The sequence below is a fragment of the Nostoc sp. genome (assembly GCF_036916985.1).
Taxonomy (GTDB): domain Bacteria; phylum Cyanobacteriota; class Cyanobacteriia; order Cyanobacteriales; family Nostocaceae; genus Nostoc.
Genome location: NZ_JBALFD010000001.1, coordinates 14336 through 39710 on the forward strand (window position 1 = coordinate 14336; position 25375 = coordinate 39710).

The following is a 25375-nucleotide window of genomic DNA, read 5'->3' on the forward strand; positions in this document are numbered from 1 at the left end:
TAATTAATAATTTTTATTTATGGAAGATTTATTTGCGCGACTAGAACGCACACTCAATCCTGAACTACCAACCCTTGCAGAGTCACAACAACAACTTCTACAAGAACTCAGTATTGATGAAAATCAACCCGGTACGATTCTACATGACTTTCAAACCCTGATAGATTTCTTGCAACCAAACGGAGTGGAAGTTAGTAGTGTTAATAACCTTCTACCGCTAAAAGTACTATCAGAAGTTAATTCTCGGTTAAGTCACCCAATTGAAACTAAACTCAAACGCCCCGTACAGAAATCATATCCCTACATTAATGGACTATATCTGTTATTACGGAGTTCTGGAATAGCCCAAATTAGATCCCAAGGGAAAAAGCAGGTTTTAGTTTTAGACGCAGCAACTTTACAATCATGGTCAAGCCTGAACTTAACAGAACGTTATTTCAACTTATTAGAAGCTTGGTTGATTTGGGGAAATAACGAAATTTTGGGTGAACATCAAGATTCATTAGGGAATTTATTTAGATGTATACAGCTATGGCCCCGCGTCCCAGATAAAGGTTTAAAGTTTCCTAAGTATGAAAACCAACACGATATTAGTTATTACCCCGGTCTGCATAATGTTGCCCTGTTAGAGTTATTTGGATTGTTATCTATCAAACATGGAAAACCACAAGAAGGCAAGGGGTGGCGGATTACTAGTTTACAACGCTTACCCTTTGGTGATGCTTTGTTACGATTACTATTTCCATTGGGAATACGAGGAGAATTACAGGATGATGTAAATGTGACTTTTGGAAAGTTACAGTCACATTTACAACCATTTTTTCCAGAATGGGAGCATAATTTACTTGTTCCTAAGCAAGGCTTCACGGATGGTATTTATGTTTTTAAAGTGTCCCTTTCTAAAGCTTGGCGACGCATTGCCATACCAGCAAATAAACCATTAAGCTGGCTAGCAGAGACAATTCTCGATGCCTTTGATTTTGATTACGATCACCTGTACGAATTTAGTTATAAAGACCATTTTGGTCGCATCATAAAAATCGGTCATGCCTACATGGAAACACCGCCATTTGCAGACCAAGTGCAAATTGGTGATTTATCTTTAGAAGCAGGTGGTAAAATGACCTATCTTTATGATTTTGGTGACAACTGGAAATTTGATGTGCAGTTAGAAACAATTAATCCACCTGATAAGAAAATTAAAAAAGCCAAGATTTTAGATGTTCATGGAAATGCACCTCAACAGTATTGGAGTGAGGATGATGAATTGGATGAAGATGAAGAATAAGGGGGATTTAGGGACGCGCAGAGAATCGTGTCCACGTGTCTTCTGTTTGTGTTTAACAAAACCCGCTTTAAGAGGTTAATTTGAAAAGTCTAATTTATTACTCGTCCAGGCGATTAGAAATTGCAGCTACACGAGAGTTTACCCATGTCTGTGGGTTAAAAACCTTGACTTTGTGTTAGTTCGTAGAGGCGTACAATACTAGTATAGTAGCGAATTATATTCGTCCAAAACTTTTCAAATATCCTCTAAGATTGAGATAGTTATAGTTACAATAAAGCAAAAAAAATATCAGGAGATAAAACTTGTGAGTCTTCCATATACTGGAGGTTGTCAATGTGGACAGATTCGTTATGAAATTCATGCCCAACCATTAACCCTTTACCTATGTCACTGCAAGGAGTGTCAAAAACAATCTTCTAGTGCTTTTGGAATGTCTCTTACAGTACTACGAGATGCTGTTGTAATTGTTCAAGGAAAACCTAAATCTTGGACTCGGAAAAATGATAGCGGACGTGAAGTAAATAATCTGTTTTGTGGCGACTGCGGAACGCGGTTGTTCCATGAACGGACTTACCATCCAAATACTATCAATGTCAAAGCTGGAACCTTAGATGATACAAGTTGGTTACGCCCAGTTGGTAACATTTGGACACGCAGCGCCCAGTCATGGGTAATAATTTCAGACCAATTACTCAACTATGACGGTCAACCAGAGGATACGCAGCCTTTATGGGAAAAATGGAAACAACAACATCCTTAACAATTAAAAATTCAAAATGACGCTCTCTACGAGACGCTAAAAGCGTAGCTTGCTTCCCTGTAAGGGTACGCAGACTCGCTCTAAGCGTTCGCGCAGCGTCTCTACGAGAAGCCATGCCGTTGGCGGAGCCTCTCGTAGAGAAGGCTTTACGCTGCGCTAACAAAATTCAAAACATTATGGAGATAATAATAAATTTTTACTGGTAAACTACTTTAATGAACATATTAAATTATTTAAAACAGTAATAGTAAACTCAAATTATAAGTTCAGTTTGTGTATCATATATATTTCTACTTGTCTGCAAATCATTAATAAAGCTAACACACTATGAATATTTCACATGAAGACTTAACTGGACATTTCCAATCAAGTAATTTAGGTGAAATTGGATAAGTAAGACGATTTTGGTTCATTTTCAACACTTTTAACAGTTATTTCTAGACAAGCTTGATGAAAAACGATACACCGCAAGAATTGAACTCAGACCAAGAAATTGGGCGCTTGATTGATGAGGTAATGTCTTCGTCTCTGACTGATGAACAGTACCGCAAAAAGATGCAGCGACGCAAAGAAGTTCAAGACAAGCGTATAGCAGAAGCCGTACCAGAAAAAGGGTTAATTATTGTAAATACTGGTAACGGCAAGGGTAAAACCACTGCGGCTTTGGGGATGGTGTTACGATCGCTAGGTCATGGGTATAAAGTAGCGATCATTCAATTCATCAAAGGTAGCTGGGAACCTTCTGAGAAAAGGGTTTTCAGCTATTGGGAAGACCAGATAGAATTTCACGCAATGGGCGAAGGCTTTACCTGGGAAACTCAAGACCGCGATCGCGATCTTGACAAAGCTAGCGCCGCCTGGGAAAAATCATTAGAATACATCCGCAACCCAGACTTTCATCTGGTGTTGTTAGATGAAATCAATATCGCCCTCAAAATGGCCTACTTACCAGTAGAAGATGTTTTAGCGGGTTTGGCGCAAAAACCCGCTAACAAACACGTTATTCTCACAGGTAGAGGCGCACCATCGGCTTTAATTGAGCGTGCTGACCTAGTAACCGAAATGACTCTAGTTAAGCACCCTTTCCGCGATCAAGGTGTGAAAGCACAACCGGGAATTGAGTATTAAATCAGAATTCAGAATTGTTAAAAAACCAGGTTTCTAATCTCTACAGAGATTCAGAAACCTGGTTTTTAATTTTCGTATGTCAATAACTAATTGACAGATAAATTCCTTGTAGAGACGGCGATTTATCGCGTCTCTCTAACCTCGAAAGAAATACTAGGGTAGGATTTCGACCTGGAATTGAGAATATGGATCAATGGCATCCTTTGCAGCTTCAATGGGATTTTGACCACCTGCACCGCCGTAATTAATACGACTCAGGAACTTACCAGTATCCGACTGTAAAGCGATTTTACCGCCGTCTAAAACTTTCACATTAAATTGAGAAAATGGATCAACAGTATCCTTTGCAGCTTCAATGGTATTTCTGCCATTTGATGTGTAATTAATGCGACTCAGATACTTACCTGTGTCTGCCTGTAAAGCAACTTTATTGCCATCTAAAACTGTCACCTTAAATTTAGAGTAAGGATCAATGGCATCCTTTGCAGCTTCAGCAGGATTTACGCTACCACGATTAATTCGACTTAGATACTTACCTGTATCCGATCGCAGGGCAATGGTGTCTCCTGTTTTGAGGCTAACTAAAGGAATGGATTGAGCAAAAGCATTGCTAGCAAAACCAAATACCAGAGAAACCACTAGTAAAACAGAAACAACAGGTTGTATAAAACCAGCAATAATTTTCTTGATGACAGACATATTCACATACCTCAGGAAAAAACTACAGAACCAAGTAGATTGTGACTGATGAAACTTCAGAAATCCGCAATTTCACTGCTCAAACATTGTTAAAAACAATGCTCCAATCGGTATTTTTTGGAACTGAATACAGTTTGACTATCTAAACCCAATATTGACAACCGAAGTTTAGGAACTTAAGAAAGAAGTTAAGAATTTATTACCCTCAATCAGCAAAAAGCTCTCCCAGAAAGACTTTGTAGTTTTGGCAATTTGATAAGTAATATGGTTGAATTCGCTTAACATCGGATAAAATTTTATATTCTGTACAAAATAACCAAAATCTTTCCTGGCAATAAAATTTTCTGTATATTTATTTACTTTATTTGTCAGTTTGGTAAGATACCAAAAATAGTTAGTTTCGCTAGTCCACAAATGTATTGATAAATACAATAGGCTTGTGATGTGATGAATCGACAAAAACCCAGACGTAAACGTGGTGTAATTCTCACCACTGAAGGATTTCAGAAACTACACACGGCTAAATGTCAAGCAGAAAGTTGGGAAAACTCCGATCAACGTTACACTTTGGAACAACTCAGGTCACGTACTGGCTTAGATCCAGATACCCTGATGAAAGTATTTCGGTGTCAAATCGGGGTAGATAAGCAAAGCCTCAATTGCTGTTTTAAGGCTTTTAACCTACGACTGGAAGCAAGTGATTATCAATTACCTCCCATTGAAAATCCTACCCAAAATCTAGAATCCCCAACCTTAAACTGTATTGATTGGGACGATGCACCAGATGTATCTATCTTTTACGGACGCACAGCAGAATTGGCGACACTGGAACAATGGATAATAGGCGATCGCTGTCGGTTAGTGACACTATTAGGTATGGGGGGAATTGGTAAAACTTGGCTATCGATGAAGTTGGCTACTGAAATTCAAGAACAGTTTCAGTTTGTGATTTGGCGAACTCTCCGCAATGCGCCACCAGTCAAAGATATGCTAGCCCATCTACTCCAAGTTTTATCAACCGATCAGTCAACTCATTTACCAGAAACGGTAGAAGGTAGAATTTCTCAGTTGATTAATTATTTCAAGAAACATCGTTGTTTGTTGATCTTAGATAATGCAGAGGCAATTTTAAAAGATGCTGCCGATAATGGGGATTATAGTTATCCTTGTCCAGAAAATGAAAGTTATGGTCAATTTTTTAGACAATTAGGAGAAACATCTCATCAAAGTTGCTTGATGTTAATAAGTCGGGAAAAGCCAAATCAAATTAGGCGAATGGAGGGTAAAAAATTACCTGTTCGCGTCTTGCAACTACAAGGGTTACAGATACAAGACATCCAGGAAATATTTAATGCCAAGGGTTACTTTTGCGGTTCAAATATCGAGTGGAACAAGCTCATTGAACGCTATGAAGGCAATCCATTGGCATTAAATATCGTCTCTACTACCATTCAAGAGTTATTTGATGGCAGAATTGGTGAATTTATCAAGCAAGATGTAGTAGTTTTTGGTGAGATTTACTATCTAGTCAAACAACATCTTAATCGGTTATCAAACGTGGAAAAGCAGATTACACAGTGGCTAGCAATTAATTCTCAGCCAGTTTCATTTTCAGAATTGCGATCGCAAATATCCACCTTAGTATCACCACAACAATTACTAGAGGCTTTGTCAGTTCTGCAAGAGCGATCGCTAGTTCATAAAAATGCTGCTCTTTTCTCTCTATCACCCATAGTCAGAGAATATATTAATAACCAATTAATCGAAAATAAAGTTAGCTACAAGATGAAATCTAAAAAGTATCAACAAAACGTTCCTCAGATCATCCAGATCCAAAATTGACATCTTTCCACAGCTGCAAGCCATAAAAGGGAAAAGGGATGAACAGGTCGCGCCACTTGCGGGCAAGGTTTTTACCTTTTCCCCTTCCCCCTTCCCCTTCTTCATAAAGCGTGTTTTACTCCTGAATTCTAAATTCTGAATTCTACTGTATTTGTTTACTTCTTATTCCAGAGATTTAAAAATGCTTGAGAGATGGCTGGGGTAATCTGACTTTGTAAGTGATTTAGTGCATCACGATGGTTTGCATTGTTGTCATCATAATAAGTAAAAAGATTTGTCAGCTTGACAATCTCAGGGTTTTGATCGTTTGTTCCTCTCCATTTGTTAGTAACTTTGTTTAAAACATCCTTGGGTAGATTTAGTTGTAAGTTATTTAACGCTGCAATGTAAGAAGGATTTTGAGGATTTTTTTTGAATTGAAAGCACAAATCTATCAGCTTGAGTTGTGACTGAGGTGGAGTTGGGGGCTTATCTGTGAGACTCGGTTGCTGTAGAATTTGACGCTGTTCAATAGTAGCAATACCATTTTCAGTTAAACCCTGAGATTTCTGAAATCTCTTGACTGCTGTATAAGTAGCTGGGCCATAAAAAGGCTTGTCGGGAGGAATTTCGGCATTGCTTGCAAAACCATGAAACTTCAATCTATTCTGAAGCCCTTTGACTGTATCTTCCATTACAGTTCGAGTCTCGGCATCAGCATTACCATTAACCGTAAGTTTTTGTGGGTACTGTTTCTGAAACTTTTTAATGGCTTCTTCAGTAGGATCATCTGTCAAGGAGTTGTTATTCCGCTTCCAGGGAGCAAATTTAGTGAGATCCGGGTTAGGATCAATCTCAGGAGCTAAATATCCCAGCCCAATCAATATATGACGGATGACTTCAGGGCTACTAACGGACATACGTTTTGGTTCCTTTGCGATTAAACTACCATTTAATGTATCTTGGTTTACAAAAATTAGGTAAGTAGAAATAAATAAATCTAACATTTATTGTTTTCAAGACGTTCCAAAAGTTAGATGATGTGTGACGTTTGGCGTAGGCGACTACACATCGAGAAAAAGAAAGGGTGATCGCGATCGCTTCTTCTCAACTATTGATGATACTACGCAGTAGGGTAGTACAGCTCGTTTTGCCTAATCATGCTTGTGATGGATGCAATTTGTAGGCGCAACAGCTTACATCAACCCACCCTCGCAAATTGGCGAAGGTATTGATAAATTAAATTTGATCGCAAGGCTTAGATCCCCGACTTGTCTAAGAAGTCGGGGATCTAATTGTTTACAAATTATTTAGGATTGATATCTATATCTTAATTAAGAATTTGATGAATTTTCTCAAAATTATCTACGTATTAATTCTTACTTATTTATCTATCTTAATAACTATATTACTAAAAAAACATAATAGATTCAATTATTTCCCAAAAAATCTTGGACTGATTTTTTTTGGAGAATGAATTACATTTTGATGTTAAAAAAACTATTAATTGGGAATAATTAATTAGTATAGAAATTGAAAGAAAGTTCTTAGAATGAGGTCAGGGTATATGACAATAGAACTAGATTGGACAGTTGTAATGGAAGGATATCAAGTTGTTGAGCAACTTTACTTCAGTTCTAGGACTATTGTCTATCGGGGTATTCGAGATATAGACCTGCGACCTGTGATCATCAAATACCTAAAACGTGATTACCCATCATTTAGCGAACTTTTGCAGTTCCGCAATCAGTACACAATCACCAAAAATCTTGATTTACCGGGTGTTGTTCAACCCTACAGTCTAGAAACCTATCGTAATAGCTATGCACTTGTGATGCAAGATTTTGGAGGCGTTTCACTTTGGGAATATACTAAAATACGACCACTAAAATTAAGTGAATTTCTCGCGATCGCGATTCATCTAGCTGATATTCTCAACGGACTCTATCAGCACCGAATCATCCACAAAGATATCAAGCCAGCCAATATTGTCATTCATCCAGAAACCAAACAAGTTAAACTGATTGACTTCAGCATCGCTTCTCTGCTGCCTAGAGAAACCCAAGAAATTAAAAATCTCCAGGTCTTGGAAGGTACTCTCGCTTATCTTTCTCCAGAGCAAACTGGACGAATGAACCGGGGTATCGACTATCGTAGTGATTTTTACTCATTAGGAGTGACTTTTTTTGAATTACTCACGGGTCAACTGCCCTTCAAGTCCAACGATCCGATGGAACTGATTCACTGTCACATTGCCAAACAACCAAAACAATTAACAAGCAGAAGGCAGGATAGCGCAGCAGGAGGCAGGAGAGAAAAAGAAATTCCGCAGATGATTTCAGATATCGTGATGAAATTGATGGCGAAAAATGCTGAAGACCGCTATCAGAGTGCATTAGGACTGAAATATGATTTAGAAATTTGTTTGGCTCAACTCAAGGAAACAGGTAGAATTGAAAGTTTCCCAATTGCTCAACGGGATGTGTGCGATCGCTTCCTCATCCCAGAAAAACTTTATGGTCGTGAAACCGAAGTAGCTAACTTACTGCAAGCCTTTGACCGGATCAGTGGCGGTAGTAGAGAAATCATGTTAGTTGCAGGCTTCTCTGGTATCGGCAAAACAGCGATCGTTAACGAAGTCCATAAGCCGATTGTCCGACAGAGGGGTTATTTCATTAAAGGTAAATTCGACCAATTTGGGCGCAATATTCCCTTTTCGGCCTTTGTGCTGGCATTACGAGACTTGATGGCGCAACTTCTAACCGAAACAGATGCCCAACTGGAGCAATGGCAGACGAAAATTCTCTCGGCTTTGGGTGAAAACGGGCAGGTAATTATTGAGGTCATTCCTGAACTCGAACAAATTATTGGCAAGCAACCTCCTACGCCTGAACTCTCAGGAAGTGCAGCTCAAAATCGCTTCCATCTGCTATTCCAAAAGTTTATTCAGGTACTCACAACCCCAGAACATCCCCTAGTGATTTTTTTGGATGATTTGCAATGGGCTGATTCGGCTTCACTCGATCTCATGCAACTACTGATGAGTGACACAGAAACGGGCTATCTGTTGCTCATTGGTGCTTATCGAGATAATGAAGTCTCTCCTGGTCATCTCCTGATGCTAGCCCTGAGCGACATTGGCAAAACTGGAGCGGTAATTAACACGATCGCTCTAACTTCCCTGAAGCCATCCGACCTCAATCATTTGATTGCCGATACCTTTAGTTGTCCACCAGCGCTAGCAGCACCCTTGACAGAATTGGTATATCGGAAAACTAAAGGCAATCCCTTTTTTGTCACCCAGTTACTCAAGGCATTGCATGAAGAAGGATGGATTACCTTTGATGTTGAAAAGGGATATTGGCAAGGGGATATTGCTCAAATTCAAGAACTGACGCTTACCGATGATGTTGTCGAGTTTATGGCGCATCAAATCCAGAAGTTGCCTACTTCCACCCAATGCGTCTTAAAATTAGCCGCCTGTATTGGTAACTCTTTTGACCTGCCAACCTTGGCCATTGTCTATGAAAAACCCCCAGATGAAACTGCTGTAGACTTGTGGAAAGCGCTGCAAGAGGGTTTGATTTTACCAACTAGTGAAATTTATAAGTTTTTCCAGAACTCTGGGAATGGGGATTGGGAGAATTTGGTGGCGGATCTAAATCCCCCACCAAATTTTGAAGAATTTATACCCAGTACCCAGTATCCAGTCCCCAGTCCCCAGTCCCCAGTCCCCAGTACCCAGTCCCCAGTCCCCAGTCCCGAAACGTCTTGTCACCAGATATCGCCTAGATTGGGTGAATCATCCCAATTACCCAATTACAAATTTCTACACGATCGCGTCCAACAAGCTGCCTATTCTTTGATTCCAGAGGAGCAAAAACAAGCAACTCACCTCAAAATTGGGCAACTACTGTTAAAGAATACAACCCTGGCGCAGCAAGACGAAAAGCTGTTTGAAATTGTCAACCAATTTAATATTGGCAAAAATCTAATTAGTGAGCGATCGCAGCAAACCGAACTTGCTCAACTCAATCTACAAGCTGGCAGGAAAGCCAGAGCCGCAACTGCTTATACAGCAGCCTTTGAGTATCTTTGCACAGGCATTGCCTTACTGGCAGAGGAACGCTGGCAAACACAATATCAGTTAACTTTGGCACTTTATGAAGGTGCTGCTGAAGCTGCTTATTTGAGTGGCAATCTAGAGCAGATGCCACAATTTGCGGCAGTCATTTTAAAACACGCCAGCACCCTGTTGGATACCGTCAAGGTCTATGAAATCAAGATTCAAGCGGCTCAAGCCCAACATCAATTTCTAGAGGCAGTACAAATTGCCCTGGAGATTTTGCAGTGTCTCGGAATCAGTTTTCCCCAGGAACCGAACGAATCAGATATTGCTCAGGCATGTGCAGCAACTAACTTCATTTTAGCAGGTAGACAGCCGTTAGATTTAATTACTCTACCCCAGATGACAGAGCCGGAAAAGATCGCCGCCATCAGAATTTTGACAAATGTCTCTTCTTCTGCTTATGTGGTCGCGCCATCTCTTTTACCATTTATTATTCTTGAGCAGGTGAATTTATCGATTCAATATGGCAATATCTCATACTCCGCAAATGGTTATGCCTACTATGGACTGATGTTATGTGGGGTAATCGGAGACATTGAGTCTGGCTATCAGTTTGCACAACTGGCGTACTTGTTGCTCGAACGGTTGAATGCCAAAGAAATGAAAGCTAGAACCTATGTTGGAGTTCAGTGTAGCGTATGGCACTGGAAGCAGCCGCTTCAGAATACCTTAGCGTTTCTCAGAGAAGGCTATCAAAGTGGATTGGAAACAGGAGATTTAGAATCGGCTACCATTTGTGCATTTGTTTACGTGATGCACTCTTGGTTTGTTGGCAAAGAACTAGGCGATCTCAGCCGAGAAAGTGTTGCTTTCCGTAGTCAATTGACTCACCTTAAACAGGAAGGACTTCTCAGCCATCTAACTATTTTTCAGCAAGCGATTTTGAATTTAATCGGCGATGCTTCAGAAGCATGGCAACTGATTGGTAGCGCCTTCGATCAAGAGGAAATGTTGCCAATCCTCCAGCGATCGGGCGATCAGACGGCGCTATGCTATTTCTATGTCAGCAAATTAGTTCTTGGCTATACATTTGGCAAATTTGAGCTAGCAGTTGAAGCTGCGATCGCCATCAAAAACTACTTGGGTGGTGCTACAGGTTTATTCCTAGTTCCAGTTTTCCACACTTATGACTCTCTAGCACATTTAGCTATCTATTCTGAAGTTTCTGAAGCCGAACAACAATCTATTCACCAACAAGTAATTGCTAACCAGGAAAAAATCAAAAAGTGGGCTGGCCATATTCCAGCCAATCATTTGCACAAGTATTATTTAGTGGAAGCAGAACAGCATCGCGTTTTGGGCAATAAAGTTGAGGCAGTTGAATATTATGATTTTGCCATTGCTTTAGCTCAGGAAAATCAATACCTGAATGAAGAAGCTTTAGCCAACGAACTCGCGGCACGATTTTACTTGGTATGGGGTAAAGAGCGACTTGCTCAAGATTATTTACTCAATGCCTACTATGCATACTCTCGTTGGGGAGCGAAAGCCAAGGTTGAAGATTTAGAACGAACTTATCCGCAGCTTTTAGCCCCCATTTTGCAACAAGAGAAAATACAGATGATGGCTGATGTCACAATTAGCCCCACTGATAACGGCACTTTAAACTTAAATTATGTCACCTCCACGACATCTGCCAGTAGTGGTGTGTCAGTTGCATTGGATTTAGCAACACTCCTAAAAGCTTCCCAAACACTCTCTAGTGAAATTCAACTGGAAAAACTGCTTTCGACATTGCTGAATGTCGTAATTGAAAATGCTGGAGCAGATAAATGTGTCTTACTACTACTCGAAAAACAAAGATTGCTGATTGAGGGAATTACTACAGTTGGAAAGTCATCAATAGTAATGCAATCGCTACCTCTAGAAGACTCACAGGATTTACCTATTTCACTAATCAATAACGTTAAGCGCACCTTGCAACCCACGAATATTATCAATGCAACTACTCATCCTTTATTAATCGGTGATGCCTACATTATTCGTGAACAACCCAAAAGTTTGTTGTGTACACCGATTATTCATCAAGGCAAACTGTTGGGAATTTTGTATTTAGAGAATAGACTAACCACTGGAGTATTTACAAGCGAACGCGTCGAAATTCTGAATTTGCTCTGCACTCAAGCCGCGATCGCCCTGGAAAATGCCCGCCTCTATCAGCAAGCGCAGACTTATGCTCAACAATTAGAGCGATCGCTCGCCCAACAGAAGACCTTATTTAATGTTGTCACCCAGATGCGAGAATCTTTAAGCTTGGATGCTATTTTCTGTGCAGTCACCCAGAATATTCGTCCCATTCTCAACGCCGATCGGGTGGGAATCTATCAGTTTCATCTCGAATCAGGGTATGAATACGGCGAATTTATTGCCGAAGATGTACTACCTGAATTTCCTTCGGCCTTGGCGATCAAAATTCAAGATCATTGCTTTGGCGAAAACTACGCAACCTTATATAAACAGGGACGTTTCTGTGCAATAGCAGACATCCAAACAGGTGAAGTCCTAGATTGCCATCGGGCGATTTTGGAGCAATTCAATATCAGAGCCTCGCTGGTTGTGGCAATTATGCAAGATAACGAACTTTGGGGACTACTCTGTATTCACCAATGCAATCAACCTCGTCACTGGCAAGCCTCCGAGATCCAATTTGCCCAACAAATTGCCGCCCAAATGGGGGTTGCACTCCAGCAAACAGATTTACTGATCAAAACTCGTCAACAGGCAACCCAACTAGAACAAACACTACAGCATCTCCAACAAACCCAACTTCAGTTAGTCCAAAACGAGAAAATGTCAGCACTGGGGAGCCTCGTTGCTGGAGTTGCCCATGAAATTAACAATCCCGTTGGCTTTATTGCAGGCAACCTCAAACCCGCTCAAGATTATGTGCAAGACTTGTTTGGGCTAATTAACTTATATCAAGAAAAGTTACCTAATCCCGGACAGGATTTGGAAGATGAAATCAATGCAATTGATTTGGAGTATATACGAGAAGATTTACCCAAATTAATCGACTCAATGAAGCTAGGAGTCAATCGCATCCATGAAATTAGTACCAGCCTCCGCACTTTCTCTAGGTCTGATAAGGATTACAAAGTACCTTTCAACCTACACGATGGCATAGATAGTACCATTTTAATTCTCAAACATCGCTTAAAATCTCATGAACATCATCCGGCAATTGAGGTGGTGAGAGACTATGGCAATTTACCTCTCGTGGAATGTTTTGCAGGCCAGCTAAACCAGGTATTTATGAATCTACTAGCAAATGCGATCGATGCACTAGAAGAGTCACATCGGCAACGCAATTTAGCAAATATTCAAGCAATCCCCCATCAGATTACAATTCAAACTCGTCTCGCTGAAAATGGAGAGCAAGTTTTGATTCGGATTGCAGACAATGGGATCGGAATGACCGAAGAAGTGAAGCAACGGGTATTTGATTACCTGTTCACCACCAAATCCGTAGGTAAAGGAACAGGGTTAGGATTAGCGATCGCTCAACAAATTGTCGTTGAACGACATGGGGGAACACTCAAGGTAGATTCTGTTCTCGGACAAGGAACAGAGTTTATAATCATGCTTCCAGTTGCGGTTAAAACTAACTGAGAATTAAACCATCATCAGCAAAAGCAAACTCCGATTTAACATTCCAGCGCCTACCGTCGTGAAGCAGTAGCGTTAATTTGTCGGCGGTAAACTCAAAATCCAACTGACGCTTTTCAAATTCTGGCCAAGCAGCTTTAAAATTCTGCTTTGTTAAATCCCGAAATGCAACTGTTATATGAGGTGCAAAAGGGCGAGTTTTAGAAACCTTGTCAACAATTCCCAAGTTGCTTTCTGTATAAGCCATTAAATCAGCTTGTAAAGTTAAAATTTCTTGACTTATAACTACATTTATGTATATGACGCGAGGTACAAAGGCACTAAACCCCCTGAGTGTAATTCCTACTGGCTGTTGTCCACTAGCAAACTCTTTTAAAGATGCTTCTAGCAGTGACAGGTTAGCATCTGCCCATTCAAAGGGCGGTTGCAGGGTAATATGAGGCGGAGACTTTAGCGCCCCGCTACTAGCATAGCGATCGGCAAAGTACTGTTTAACCTGGTTGGCGTAATCTTGAATATCTTGTGGTGGTAAAAAGGCGACAAAAAAACGGCTCATTAAAATAATTCGTAATTCGTAATTCGTAATGACGCTCTCTACGAGACGCTGCGCGTAGCTTGCTTCCCCGCAGGGGTAACGGGATCGCTACCGCTACGCTAACGTAATTCAGTTTTGCAATGCTGATTTTAACCTCTGCCCCTTGTAGGTGATTAACATTTTTGGGGAAAGTTTCAAGCCCCCTTCTGCCCCCTGCCCCCTTAACTCGCCTTAGCCGCTAATTCTGCGGGGTTCATCTGCTCGTAGTGTTCAAAGGGTTGGTGAATCCAAGGATTGTTAGCCAAGTAATCGACATAGTAATCGGGTTTTAGAACTGAACAGGCTTTATACCAAAGTACGGCGGTGCGAATTTCCTCAATGGGGAAATCACTATATTGCTGGAGCCAAGGTATAGTCTGTTCCAGTGTTACCCCAGAGTCTACTAAGTCATCCACTAGAAGAATGCGCGAACCTAACTTTTCAGCAGTCATTGTTAAGTGGCGGGAGAAAATTAAATTACTTCTATCTTGTTTACCAGGGCCACTGTAAGATGAGGTTGCTAAAATTGCCAGTGGTTGCTGGTATATACGGGAGAGAATATCTCCAACTCTTAGTCCTCCTCTAGCAAGACAGATAATCTGGCTAAATTTCCAACCGGATTCATAAATCTGAATAGCCAGTTGTTCAATTTTTTGGTGATAATCTGACCAAGAAACATAAAGGTCTGGCATAAGGCTAACGGAAGTGGTAGATAGCTAGTATTGATGGCGATTGCAAATTTATCTTAGTATGAGTGCAAGTTATTATGAAAGATTCTGCTGCTGATGGCGATGCCCAACGAGATATTCTCAGTAAAAAACTCGACTTAAAAACAAAGCTGGCTTACGGTGCAGGAGATTTAGGCCCAGCAATTACTGCAAATATCTCCGTCTTTTATCTGCTGTTTTTCTTTACCAATATCGCTGGTATCCCTGCGGGTTTAGCTGGCAGCATTTTGATGATTAGCAAAATCTGGGATGGCGTAAACGATCCGCTTGTTGGTTTCCTGAGTGATAAGACGAAATCTCGTCGTTGGGGTCGTCGTCTTCCTTGGATGTTTTATGGAGCAATCCCTTTTGGAATTTTCTTTTTCTTGCAGTGGATTGTACCGCAATTTAGTGCAAATCATAGTGATAATATTTGGCCCTTATTCTGGTATTACGTAATTATTGGGGTGATATCTCAGTCTTTTTACACGGTTGTAAATTTGCCTTATACGGCGATGACCCCAGAACTAACTCAAGATTACGATGAACGCACCAGCCTTAACAGCTTTCGCTTTACATTTTCCATTGGTGGTAGCATTCTGTCATTGATTTTAATGGGAATTGTTTTTTCCAAAATTACAGATCCCCAACAACAAGTTATCGTTTTAGCAGCAATTTGTACGGTAATTTCGATTTTAGGATTATATTGGTGCGTTTTTGGAGTCCGCGATCGCATCATGGCTTTTGAGTCCAAACGCATTCAAGCTGAGGAACCTGCATCTCTCCCCTTCTTAGAACAGCTAAAAATTGTCTTCAGCAACCGACCTTTTCTATTTGTTATTGGTATATATCTTTTTTCTTGGCTAGGAGTGCAAATTACAGCCAGCATTATTCCCTATTTTGTAGTAAATTGCATGGATCTCAAACAATCAGATGTGCCTACAATACTGATTGCAGTGCAAGGAACTGCCCTACTAATGCTATTTGTCTGGGGGGCGCTGAGTAAAAAATTTGGGAAAAAAGTTGTTTATTTTCTGGGAATGAGTTTATGGATAATAGCCGCCGCCGGACTATTTTTCTTACAACCAGGTCAAATAGTTTTGATGTATGTGATGGCTGTCATGGCAGGTTTTGGCGTATCTACAGCTTATCTAATTCCCTGGTCGATGATTCCAGATGTGATTGAATTAGATGAACTCCAAACCGGACAACGCAGAGAAGGCATTTTTTATGGCTTCATGGTTTTGCTGCAAAAATTTGGTTTAGCTTTCGGGCTGTTTTTGGTGGGAAATGCTTTGCAAGTAGCCGGTTTCCAAGCATCTGTAGCCGGAAGTCCATCGCCCATCCAACCAGCATCAGCACTGTTTGCTATTCGCGTTGCCGTCGGCCCCATACCTACAGTTTGTTTGATTCTAGGCTTAGTTTTAACGTATTTTTACCCGATTACCCGCGAGATGCACGCAGAAATCATGCTGAAACTCAAAGAACGGCAAGAGAAGAGAGAGAGTTGTTGACATACTCACCGACGTTCTACGTCGGTGATTCTTGACAGCCCAAAATTTGCTCGACTGGTGGCAGTGAATAATCAGTCAAGTCAATCGTCACAGTTTGCCCTCCTCGCTTTCTTAATTATTCTTAGTCTCAAGAATGAATATCTAACAGCTAATTATCTCTCCCCTCCTCTTTGCCAAAACTGCTGTAAAATCTCCCCTGGTTTGCGATCCCAGATGTCAATATGTTCGTATATCAAATTATCTGGGTTGAGTTTATATGTTGAATAGCCATTAAAAAGCAACCCTGCTTTCCAAGGAACACGCAAAACTCCCCGTACTGTCCACTTTGCTAAAATCGTGTCTTCGGCTGACTGATAAACCTCATGCACATCAAAGTAAATTTGGTTAAAAAATAGCCGAGCGTGAAATCGCAAAGTCCAAAATATAATACGATAGTTAAATTTGTATTTGAATGTATTCACCGGGTCTTTAAAATAGATATCCTGTGTATAAATATCATAAGAAATATCTTTTTCAAAAAGTGTTGGTAAATCCTCTTTTAAAGTCTTAATTACCTGTTCCAGCGAAAATTGAGATTCCACGCGCCTTTTCCCTTAAAAAATCTTTTTTAACAACCTTTGCCAAATTGAAGATGTACTCTTATTACTCACGCTACCCGCACTTAAATCTGACAGAGTGGGAAATGATGCAGACTTAGCATAAGGTCCATTTCGTAAAACTTTAGCTAAGGCATTATCATTCTCGCGCAAACCTTCGTAAAAAAAGAATACCTCACCTTGAATGCCAAGTTGGCGATTGTATTCAATTACCTGCACCAGATATTCTGGACTAATGCAGTAAGAGCCTAGCTTCATCAGTATTGCCGACGCTAACTTGGGCAGTGTCGCATCTGTGAACTGCTGGTTTACCAGTTTATCAGCGATCGCAGAATAAGTCCCAAAATCACGGCGATAAATCTGTGGCTGAATCATGTCAACTATTCCCTGCTTCAGCCATGCGGGCGAGTCTTGCAGATATTCCTGGAATGCCCAATCATAAATATTAGGTGCGATCGCTACTAATAAATTAGGATTCACCGCTTTCACTTCCCGGTAGAGACGCGCCAAAAACTCAGTGAGAATATCTGCACGCCACTGTAACCATTGCCTATCCTTGGGATTCTGTGGTGGATTGCGATCGAATTCCTGGCGATAACGGGTGACAATCTGTTGATTTATTATCAATATCTATCTAAAGGTGAATTGCAATTTTTAACCTATGTTTTAACAGATGTTTTGAATAACAAAATTAAACATAATAACCATCACAAATAAAAATACAACACATGTCTGTAATAGAAATAACTTGGAAACACGATTATATAACTACTAATAGGGTGAAGCTACACTACGTTACCCAAGGTGAAGGCCCCTTAATGTTGATGTTGCATGGGTTTCCTGAATTTTGGTACTCTTGGCGGCATCAAATACCCGAATTTGCTCAAGATTTTAAAGTCGTCGCCATTGATTTGCGTGGCTACAACGATAGTGATAAACCAAATGAGCAATCAGCTTATGTAATGGATGAATTTATCAAAGATGTTGCAGGAGTAATTAAAGCGTTAGGATACCAAAAATGTGTTTTAGTTGGACATGATTGGGGCGGTGCGATCGCTTGGGCTTTTGCATACACTCATCCCGAAATGGTAGAGCGATTAATTATTCTTAACCTGCCTCATCCTGCCAAATTTGCCCAAGGCTTACGCACTCTTCCACAGTTGCAACGTAGTTACTACATCTTCCTCTTTCAACTACCCTGGATGCCAGAAATATTCTTACAATCTTCAGATTATCAAGCAATTGAAACAATTTTTAAAGGTACAGCAGTTAACAAGAGTGCTTTCACTAAAGCGGATATTGACACGTACAAAGATGCTGCTGCAAAACGCGGTGCCCTGACAGCAATGTTGAACTATTACCGCAATATTTTTCAACAGAGAATGCTAAATCCAAATTGGGGCGTTCTGGAAGTGCCCACACTGATGATTTGGGGAGAAAATGACACTGCACTCGGCAAGGAACTCACCTACAACACCGCAGCTTATGTCAGGGATTTTCAAATCAAGTACATTCCTAATTGTGGCCATTGGGTGCAGCAAGAACAGCCGGAATTGGTTAATCAGTATATGCGAGAATTTCTGAAGAATTAAGCTCAACCATCAATTGATAAAGTATAAATACTTATCAACCCAACTATGTGAGTAAATCCAGCTTTTCAAAAGATTTAATAGTGATTTAATACTGGCTTTTTTTGAGGAATTATCAGGTAAAATCGTCATAAATCAGAATTAATGGTGTTTGTGACATTACTTTATATTCCTCTTTCAGATCGCAACAAACCTGTCAGGAGATAGATTGTCACAAGATAGATTGACCTCACGAAGTTTAGTGAGATAATAGAGTTGTGAGGGACAGAACGGACGCAACTTGATTATTAAGGGGGAAAAATTATGAAACTCCAGCTATTAGCGGCCATGGCCTTAGCAACTCCCCTATTTTTTGCTAGCTCGGTTAGAGCTGAGAATCCACAGGATTTACAAAAGCTGCTTTCAACTGGGGAATGTGTTAAGTGCGATCTATCGGGAGCTAACCTAAGTGGCGCTCATTTAATTGGTGCTGACTTGAGAGGCTCGAAGCTGCAAGGAGCTAACCTTGTAGGAGCTAACCTTGAAGGTGCTGACTTAACTGGTGCAAACTTGGCAGGTGCTAACCTAACATCTGCTTATGTAACCAATGTGAATTTGAAGCAAGTCAATCTCAACGGAGTAAATTTTACTCGCGCTACGATTCACGATTCTAATGTGTATCAAGCATCAATGAACGATCTCAACCTTACCGATGCAGAAATATTTAACACTGGAATTGGTATTGGTGGAGAAGATTCCAACGGCCCCATCATTCCCGATTGGAAATAGCCTCAACTAAGTTGGCAGGTTAAAATCAACAGAACATTCAGTCTTGGCGGGTTTTAAATTAAATAAACTAGTTTTTTGTTGCCAGAATTATCCTTAAAACCTGCCTCTACAGAAATATATAAGATAAATGAAACCCCTCTGTCTTGTAATCACTTTACTATGACAAAAGCAGAAGGGGTTTCTTTTTGCGATCGCACTGATAAGCTGTTGTGATTAGGGAACTCCAAGAAATAAATTATCCAATATTGTGGGGTGGGCGAGACGCCATTAGTGTCAACTTAAGGTTAAAACCCATTTGTCAACGATGGGTTTTGTGAGGAACGAAGTATAAAGGTGAACTTTGTTCTAACTTTTATAGGCAAGCTGGGAGTGATGCTAATAAACAAAGCATTAATAGTCCCTGAAAAAGTTCGTTTTTTGTCCCTTTCAAACCGAATTTATCAGCATAAATGCTTATTGACATAGGAAGTTTGAGCTTAACTTGACACCTATGGCGAGACGCCCACCCCACAAGAGTTAATTGAATATTTTTTTATTTGGAAGTCCCTTAACCCAAGCCTATTGATTTATAAAAAAAGGAGCCTAACTTAGGCTCCTTAATAAAAAACTGGTAATAGAATTGTGACTACTTGATAGTTACCTTACCGCCAGCTTCTTCGATGCGCTTCTTAGCATCTTCAGCAGCATCCTTAGCAATACCTTCTTTAACTGCCTTGGGCGCAGCTTCCACCAAGTCTTTAGCTTCTTTCAGACCCAAACCGGTCAATTCTCGGACAATCTTCAGCACGGCAATCTTCTTATCAGCTGGGACTGATTCGAGAATCACTTCAAACTCGGTTTGCTCAACAACTTCCTCAGTAGGAGCAACAACACCAGGGCCGGCAATTGCTACGCCAACAGGTGCAGCAGCACTTACACCAAAAGCTTCTTCAATTTGCTTGACTAGCTCAGAAGCTTCCAGCAAAGAAAGGGTTTTTAGTTGTTCTAAAATGTTATCGGTTGCAGCAGACATTGATATAACTCCTGTAAGTTTGATTATTTATTTGTCATTAGTCATTAGCTTTTGACTTTTGACTGATGAACCACGAAGTCTATTCAGCAGCAGCTTCAGTGCTGCTATCAGCTTCAGCAGTGCTTTCGGTGGTGCTATCTTCGACAACGGCGGTTTCGGTGCTACCACCACTTTGCTCTTGGTCGGACACAGCCTTCAAAGCACGAGCCAGTGAACCAGGAACTTCGTTGATACCCACAGCAATCTTGGTAGCCAAGGCGTTGATAGCCCCAGCAATTTGGGCGATGAGTTGTTCCTTAGATGGCAAGTCTCCGAGTATCTTGACATCAGGTTCTTTGAGTAGGCGACCTTCCAATACACCACCGCGAAGTTCTGTCTTCTTGGTGACTTTTTGGAATTCTTGGTATGCCTTAATTGCCGATGAAAAATCGTCTTTTACCAGCAAAAAGGCGGAAGAACCGTTGAGTAATTCTGACAAAGGTTGCCATTTGTCATCACCTTCAATGGCAATGCCCATCAGAGTGTTTTTAGTCACCTTACAAACAGTGCCACTAGGACGCAGCCGCCGCCGCAAGTCTGTGATTTCCGAAACTGTTAGCCCCTGATAGTCAATTACCAGTGCCAGAGTTGACTCACTCAAAGTTTCTTTGAGGTCAGCTACTATTTCTTTTTTATTTTCTAGTGTTCTACCCATTCCAATCTCACCTCCTTAAAACAATCGGTGATTGCCCTACTTTTACGTTTTTTCTTAACCTGAACCCAAACAACAAACCCCAGCTAATATAGCCGGGGTTAAGTATTAAAACTCTTGACGCCATAGTTATCACACCTTTGTGGGTGGTAATTTTGACAATTAGAGTTTTAACCTCGGCAGGATATTTAAGCTATTAGCACCTGCTGTCTCCGGCTTTGCCTATTTAATTTCAAGTTAGGAGTGAGGAGTTAGGAGTTAATAATAAAATTCATAACTCTTAATTCCTAACTCATAACTCCTAACTCTTAGTTAAGCTGCTTCGCTCAGTTTCAAATCTCGTAGGGCAGTGACATCAATTTTAATTGATGGCCCCATTGTGGCTGCCACATAAAATGTGCGCCAATAACGACCTTTAGCTCCTGAAGGACGGTTACGATCAATCGTCTCCTGCAATGCCTTCAGGTTGACTAACAAATCTTCAGGCGAGAAAGTTGTCTTACCAAACATAACATGAACAATGCCAGTTCGGTCAGCCCGGAATTCTAATTTACCAGCTTTGAATTCTGCGATCGCACCTGCTAAATCAAATGTTACCGTTCCACCTTTGGGTGATGGCATCAAACCGCGTGGACCAAGCAATTTACCTAGTTTTGCCACTTGTGGCATTACATCCGGTGTGGCAATCAGCTTGTCAAAATCCAGTCTACCTTTCTGGATTTCGTCAATCAGCTCTTCTGACCCGACTATATCAGCACCAGCGTTGCTAGCTTCGTTTACCTTTTCGCCTCTGGCTATCACCGCCACTCGGACGATTTGTCCTGTACCTTTGGGCAGTGCTACTGTTGTCCGCAACTGTTGATCTGTATACTTAGGGTCAATTCCTAACCTGATGTGCGCTTCAGCAGCCTCGGTAAATTTAGCTGTTGCTGTCTCTTTGAGAAGGGCTAAAGCTTCTAGGGGATGATAGTCTTTCTCTTCTACTTTTGCTTGCAGTCCTTGCAAACGACGCGATACTTTTGGCATTTTTTCTCCTGGGGTAATTCCGAAGCCTCGCCTCTCCCCCGATAATTTTTAATTATTTGTCCTTTGTCCTCTGTCCTTTGTCATTTGTTGATTTTTTACTAATGACTAATGACTAATCTGTGACTGTTATGCCCATATTTTTAGCCGTTCCTGCCACAATCTTCATTGCCGCGTCGATATCGTTGGCATTGAGGTCGGGGAGTTTCGTTTGGGCTATTTCTTGCAATTGTGCTTTGCTAATTGACCCAACCTTCTTTTTGTTAGGTTCATTTGAGCCTTTTTCAACTTTCGCCGCCTTCCGAATCAGCACTGATGCAGGTGGCGTTTTGAGTACAAACGTAAAACTCCGGTCTTCAAAAACCGAAATTTCTACAGGTATCACCATTCCAGCTTGGTCTGCTGTTTTGGCGTTGTACTCTTTACAAAACATCATGATGTTGACACCATGTTGACCCAAGGCGGGCCCGACTGGCGGTGCTGGGTTGGCTTTTCCAGCATTCAAGGCCAGTTTAATGACCGCCACTACTTTCTTCGCCATTTGTATTTAGCTCTGTTTCTCTACCTGATTAAATTCCAATTCTACTGGTGTATCCCTGCCGAAAATTGAGAGCAAGGCTTTAAGTTTACTCCGTTCTGGAGAAACTTCAATCACCTCACCTTCAAAATCTTTAAATGGGCCAGAAAGCACCATTATCTTATCACCAGTAGCCATGTCAATTTTGACAACAGCTTCTTGTTCGCTGGTTTGTTTGAATATACGTTCGACTTCTGAAGCACTCAGTGGTATGGGGTTGACATGACCGCGACCCTTGCTGCTACCACGTTTTTGTTCTGAACCGACAAAGTTGATTACATGGGAGGTGTTTCGTACCACCTGCCAGGTATCATCATCCATCATCATCCGCACCAGCACATAGCCAGGAAAAACTTTTTCTTCTGTATGCTGGCGACTGCCGTCTTTGCGGATTTTCACTGCTGGCGTTTGCGGAATTTCTACCTGAACAATTTTGTCAGCGACATCAAAAGTTTGAATGCGTTGCTCTAAGTTAGTCTTTACACGCTTTTCACAGCCTGAGGCTACTTGCACTGCATACCAGCGTGCTTCTTTGGACGCTGCTTCTGCTGTTTCTGCTGTTTCCTCTGACTGCAACGTTGAGTTGCGTGGTTCATCTGTTGCAAAAGTCATCAGAACACCTGTTTTGCTGCCCAATGAAACAATCCATCGACCAAGTATATCAAAGATGCGGAGAGTGCCACCATTAATAACACAGCAGCGGATTCACTTACTATCTGTTGCCGACTGGGCCAAACTACTTTTTCAAGTTCTTCTTTGGTTCCCTGTATGAAGTTGCCAAAGCTAAACCCATTGGGAGTTTCTGGCAATTCGGCTTCACTTTTTTTGGCCACGACCGTTTATCCCCTTGTTTCTTACTCTTTGTTCGTTTCAGATTTGCAGTTTCGACTTTATTCCACTTAATTGAAAGCAAAACAACTGCAAATACAATAAGTTTACCCGAAATTATTATCGCTAACTGCTAATAATATAGCAGCTGCGTAATTATTTCGGGCTTGGTTTTTTGCTCTTGAGCGCGCCCTGGAGGACTTGAACCCCCGACATCAGGTTTTGGAGACCTGCGTTCTACCAACTGAACTAAGAGCGCACAAGCTGTTTTTGAATCAGTGATTGCGCTGAACTAAATTTCAGTTTAACGCAATATGCGATTTATATCATACCTCAATTTCGCTGGGAAAACAAGTCAGCGGCAGATGCCGCTTGAGATTTCTCCCATAATGATTGAAGGACGAATCACAAAGGGCGGTCAAACCGTTGCTTGATCCGGGTTGCCTTACCTACGCGATCGCGGAGATAATACAGTTTAGCACGGCGGACTTTACCACGACGTAATACTTTGATGCTGTCAATGCGGGGAGAATGCAGCAAAAATACTCGCTCAACGCCCACGCCTTGAAAAACCTTACGAACTGTAATAGTTTCGTTGATGCCACCATTGCGCTTGGCAATTACTACTCCCTCGTAGGGTTGGACGCGGTATTTTTCGCCTTCCTTGATTTTTACTCCCACTTTTACAGTGTCGCCCACGTAAATGTCGGGAAGATTCGATTTTATCTGTTCCGCTTCAATGGAGCGGATAATCTCTTGAGCGTTCATAGTCTTTCTGTCTGCTTAAAAAAAAACTCACGATCATCAATGATAAATCGATAATCCTATTTCAGTCTACTTGTTGGGATTGATAATTTTACTGATACAACGGTCTAAAGATCAAAGCTATATTGCAGAATGCTGTACCACAGGGGTAAAATTTATGAAATTTAGCGTTGTCATCAGTACTTATAATCGCTTGAATTTGCTGCAAAGAGCAATTGATTCGGCTCGTAACCAAACAATTGAGTGTGAGGTGGTTGTTGCCGATGACTGTTCATCTGATGACACCCAAACCTACCTCCAAAGTTTAGGGGATAAGGTTGTTTACCATCGTAACGAAGTGAACCTTGGTCATGCAGCAACGGTAAATGCAGGAGTAGCCAAAGCTAGCGGCGACTGGATTAAGTTTTTAGATGATGATGATTATTTAGCGCCCAACTGCATAGAAGAGATGGCAAAGGCGATCGCACTTCGTCCCGATGCTGTAATCTGCTCTTGTGTGGCGGCTCAGGTGGATGGCAATGAAGTTGAACTCTCTCGCACCCCCCAAGTTGGCCCCGGTTTAGCTTTTTATATCCCCCAAGCCGATATTCACTACGGTATGCTCTTAGAGCTTGTACCTTTTGGCACACCTGTACAAGTAGCTTGTCGGCGTGATGCTTTTCTGCAAACTGGTGGTTGGGATTCCACACTCGATGCTAACTGTGATGACATCGATTCCTGGATTCGGATTGCCCAGTTTGGGGATGCGATTTTCTTCAACCAGTGTCTTGCTTACCGCACTATCTGGCCAGGTGCGTATAATCAAAAGTTTTCTTTGTCTCGGCGATTGGCGACAAATATTTTAATGAAGGAGAAAATTTACGCCTTGGTAAACGAGGAACATCGCTCAAAGATTCCTCTTTTTCAAGATATAAAAAATTACCTGAAACTCCATTGGATTTTAGTAGCACTGAAGCAAAAAAATCTCAAGAGTTTTCTTTCAATGATAGATCTGTCTATACTTTCTCCTCAGTCTTGGAAGTTTTTGCTAACTGCTGCCTCATCACGCCGTTCACAGGGAAACAATTCTCAGGTTCGTAAACTTGTGTTGATTGAGTCGTGATCAGCTAATCGGCATTTAAGTTGCATAATCAGGGCGGGCAAGATGCCCACCCCCCAAGATTTTAATGAAATCAAAATATGCATATTTAGATGTGTTTTAGCTGATAAGCTGTTCCACATTTCAATTGCATAAATGGTAAACTAGATATATCCGTGCATTCAGCATTATTATGCCTGCCAAAGGGTTTCTAGCTCAATC

Annotated in this window: 21 protein-coding genes, 1 tRNA gene, 1 pseudogene and 1 other annotated feature; of the genes and pseudogenes, 9 read left to right on the forward strand and 14 right to left on the reverse strand. The window is 41.1% G+C overall.

The window, feature by feature from the left end; translation table 11 throughout:
• The first annotated feature begins 19 nt into the window (after positions 1-19).
• From V7L07_RS00065 to cobO, 3 genes are all read left to right on the forward strand, one after another.
• Entirely contained in the window at positions 20-1288 is a 1269-nt protein-coding gene (locus tag V7L07_RS00065) for a plasmid pRiA4b ORF-3 family protein (protein WP_335053905.1), read from the forward strand.
• Between the two features lie 304 nt (positions 1289-1592).
• Positions 1593-2048 carry a GFA family protein gene (locus tag V7L07_RS00070; protein WP_335053907.1) on the forward strand — a complete coding sequence of 152 codons (456 nt, stop codon included), beginning with the start codon at positions 1593-1595 and terminating at the stop codon, positions 2046-2048.
• Positions 2049-2498: 450 nt separating this feature from the next.
• Positions 2499-3176 carry a cob(I)yrinic acid a,c-diamide adenosyltransferase gene (gene cobO, locus V7L07_RS00075; RefSeq protein ID WP_334777271.1) on the forward strand — a complete coding sequence of 226 codons (678 nt, stop codon included), beginning with the start codon at positions 2499-2501 and terminating at the stop codon, positions 3174-3176.
• 153 nt (positions 3177-3329) lie between these two features.
• Here the strand turns inward: cobO and V7L07_RS00080 are convergent, their stop codons facing one another.
• Positions 3330-3875: a fascin domain-containing protein gene (locus tag V7L07_RS00080; RefSeq protein WP_335053909.1), complete on the reverse strand. Its 546-nt coding sequence runs from the start codon at positions 3873-3875 to the stop codon at positions 3330-3332.
• A 447-nt stretch (positions 3876-4322) separates the two neighbouring features.
• On the opposite strand from V7L07_RS00080, the gene V7L07_RS00085 reads away from it, so the two are divergent.
• Positions 4323-5717, forward strand: a complete 1395-nt coding sequence (locus V7L07_RS00085; RefSeq protein WP_335053911.1) for an NB-ARC domain-containing protein — start codon at positions 4323-4325, stop codon at positions 5715-5717.
• A 155-nt stretch (positions 5718-5872) separates the two neighbouring features.
• Here V7L07_RS00085 and V7L07_RS00090 read toward each other — a convergent pair whose 3' ends face one another.
• Entirely contained in the window at positions 5873-6703 is an 831-nt protein-coding gene (locus V7L07_RS00090) for a peptidoglycan-binding domain-containing protein (protein ID WP_335053914.1), read from the reverse strand.
• 560 nt (positions 6704-7263) lie between these two features.
• Here V7L07_RS00090 and V7L07_RS00095 point away from each other — a divergent pair.
• Positions 7264-13434, forward strand: a complete 6171-nt coding sequence (locus V7L07_RS00095) for an AAA family ATPase (RefSeq protein WP_335053916.1) — start codon at positions 7264-7266, stop codon at positions 13432-13434.
• On the opposite strand, the gene V7L07_RS00100 is transcribed toward V7L07_RS00095, so the two are convergent.
• Together V7L07_RS00100 and V7L07_RS00105 are read right to left on the reverse strand one after the other, a co-directional pair.
• The gene (locus V7L07_RS00100; protein ID WP_335053918.1) at positions 13427-13987 is read right to left on the reverse strand and encodes a 2'-5' RNA ligase family protein; all 561 of its coding nucleotides are present in this window, start codon (positions 13985-13987) and stop codon (positions 13427-13429) included. The two genes, V7L07_RS00095 and V7L07_RS00100, sit on opposite strands and share 8 nt — an antisense overlap.
• Before the next feature lie 200 nt (positions 13988-14187).
• Positions 14188-14697: a phosphoribosyltransferase gene (locus V7L07_RS00105; protein ID WP_335053920.1), complete on the reverse strand. Its 510-nt coding sequence runs from the start codon at positions 14695-14697 to the stop codon at positions 14188-14190.
• A 74-nt stretch (positions 14698-14771) separates the two neighbouring features.
• Between V7L07_RS00105 and V7L07_RS00110 the strand changes: the two genes are divergently transcribed.
• Positions 14772-16226, forward strand: a complete 1455-nt coding sequence (locus V7L07_RS00110; RefSeq protein ID WP_335053922.1) for an MFS transporter — start codon at positions 14772-14774, stop codon at positions 16224-16226.
• 152 nt (positions 16227-16378) lie between these two features.
• Here V7L07_RS00110 and V7L07_RS00115 read toward each other — a convergent pair whose 3' ends face one another.
• Both V7L07_RS00115 and V7L07_RS00120 read right to left on the reverse strand, forming a co-directional pair.
• On the reverse strand, positions 16379-16807 hold the full coding sequence (locus tag V7L07_RS00115; protein ID WP_335053924.1) for a DUF2358 domain-containing protein: 429 nt from the start codon (positions 16805-16807) through the stop codon (positions 16379-16381).
• Positions 16808-16819: 12 nt separating this feature from the next.
• Positions 16820-17428: pseudogene (locus V7L07_RS00120) on the reverse strand (glycoside hydrolase family 10 protein); the annotation flags it as partial.
• Positions 17429-17550: 122 nt separating this feature from the next.
• Between V7L07_RS00120 and V7L07_RS00125 the strand changes: the two are divergent.
• Together V7L07_RS00125 and V7L07_RS00130 are read left to right on the forward strand one after the other, a co-directional pair.
• Entirely contained in the window at positions 17551-18414 is an 864-nt protein-coding gene (locus V7L07_RS00125) for an alpha/beta fold hydrolase (protein WP_335053926.1), read from the forward strand.
• A 300-nt stretch (positions 18415-18714) separates the two neighbouring features.
• Positions 18715-19179, forward strand: a complete 465-nt coding sequence (locus tag V7L07_RS00130) for a pentapeptide repeat-containing protein (RefSeq protein WP_335053928.1) — start codon at positions 18715-18717, stop codon at positions 19177-19179.
• Positions 19180-19804: 625 nt separating this feature from the next.
• Here the strand turns inward: V7L07_RS00130 and rplL are convergent.
• From rplL to rplS, 8 genes are all read right to left on the reverse strand, one after another.
• Entirely contained in the window at positions 19805-20191 is a 387-nt protein-coding gene (gene rplL / locus V7L07_RS00135; RefSeq protein WP_179066191.1) for a 50S ribosomal protein L7/L12, read from the reverse strand.
• Positions 20192-20270: 79 nt separating this feature from the next.
• The gene (gene rplJ / locus V7L07_RS00140) at positions 20271-20885 is read right to left on the reverse strand and encodes a 50S ribosomal protein L10 (protein WP_335053930.1); all 615 of its coding nucleotides are present in this window, start codon (positions 20883-20885) and stop codon (positions 20271-20273) included.
• 62 nt (positions 20886-20947) lie between these two features.
• Positions 20948-21116: a sequence feature (ribosomal protein L10 leader region), on the reverse strand.
• A 78-nt stretch (positions 21117-21194) separates the two neighbouring features.
• Entirely contained in the window at positions 21195-21908 is a 714-nt protein-coding gene (rplA, locus tag V7L07_RS00145; protein ID WP_335053932.1) for a 50S ribosomal protein L1, read from the reverse strand.
• Positions 21909-22020: 112 nt separating this feature from the next.
• Positions 22021-22446: a 50S ribosomal protein L11 gene (gene rplK, locus V7L07_RS00150; RefSeq protein ID WP_094331821.1), complete on the reverse strand. Its 426-nt coding sequence runs from the start codon at positions 22444-22446 to the stop codon at positions 22021-22023.
• Positions 22447-22452: 6 nt separating this feature from the next.
• On the reverse strand, positions 22453-23094 hold the full coding sequence (nusG, locus tag V7L07_RS00155; protein ID WP_179066188.1) for a transcription termination/antitermination protein NusG: 642 nt from the start codon (positions 23092-23094) through the stop codon (positions 22453-22455).
• Positions 23094-23315 (reverse strand): preprotein translocase subunit SecE, encoded by a 222-nt coding sequence (gene secE, locus V7L07_RS00160; protein WP_322678465.1) that lies wholly within the window; start codon positions 23313-23315, stop codon positions 23094-23096. The genes nusG and secE overlap by 1 nt, the downstream gene beginning before the upstream one ends.
• 181 nt (positions 23316-23496) lie before the next feature.
• Positions 23497-23569 (reverse strand) — tRNA-Trp (locus tag V7L07_RS00165).
• Between the two features lie 146 nt (positions 23570-23715).
• Entirely contained in the window at positions 23716-24078 is a 363-nt protein-coding gene (gene rplS / locus V7L07_RS00170; protein ID WP_094348921.1) for a 50S ribosomal protein L19, read from the reverse strand.
• A 154-nt stretch (positions 24079-24232) separates the two neighbouring features.
• Between rplS and V7L07_RS00175 the strand changes: the two genes are divergently transcribed.
• A complete protein-coding gene (locus V7L07_RS00175; protein ID WP_335053934.1) occupies positions 24233-25177 on the forward strand; it encodes a glycosyltransferase family 2 protein in 945 nt (314 codons plus the stop codon).
• Positions 25178-25375: the final 198 nt, after the last annotated feature.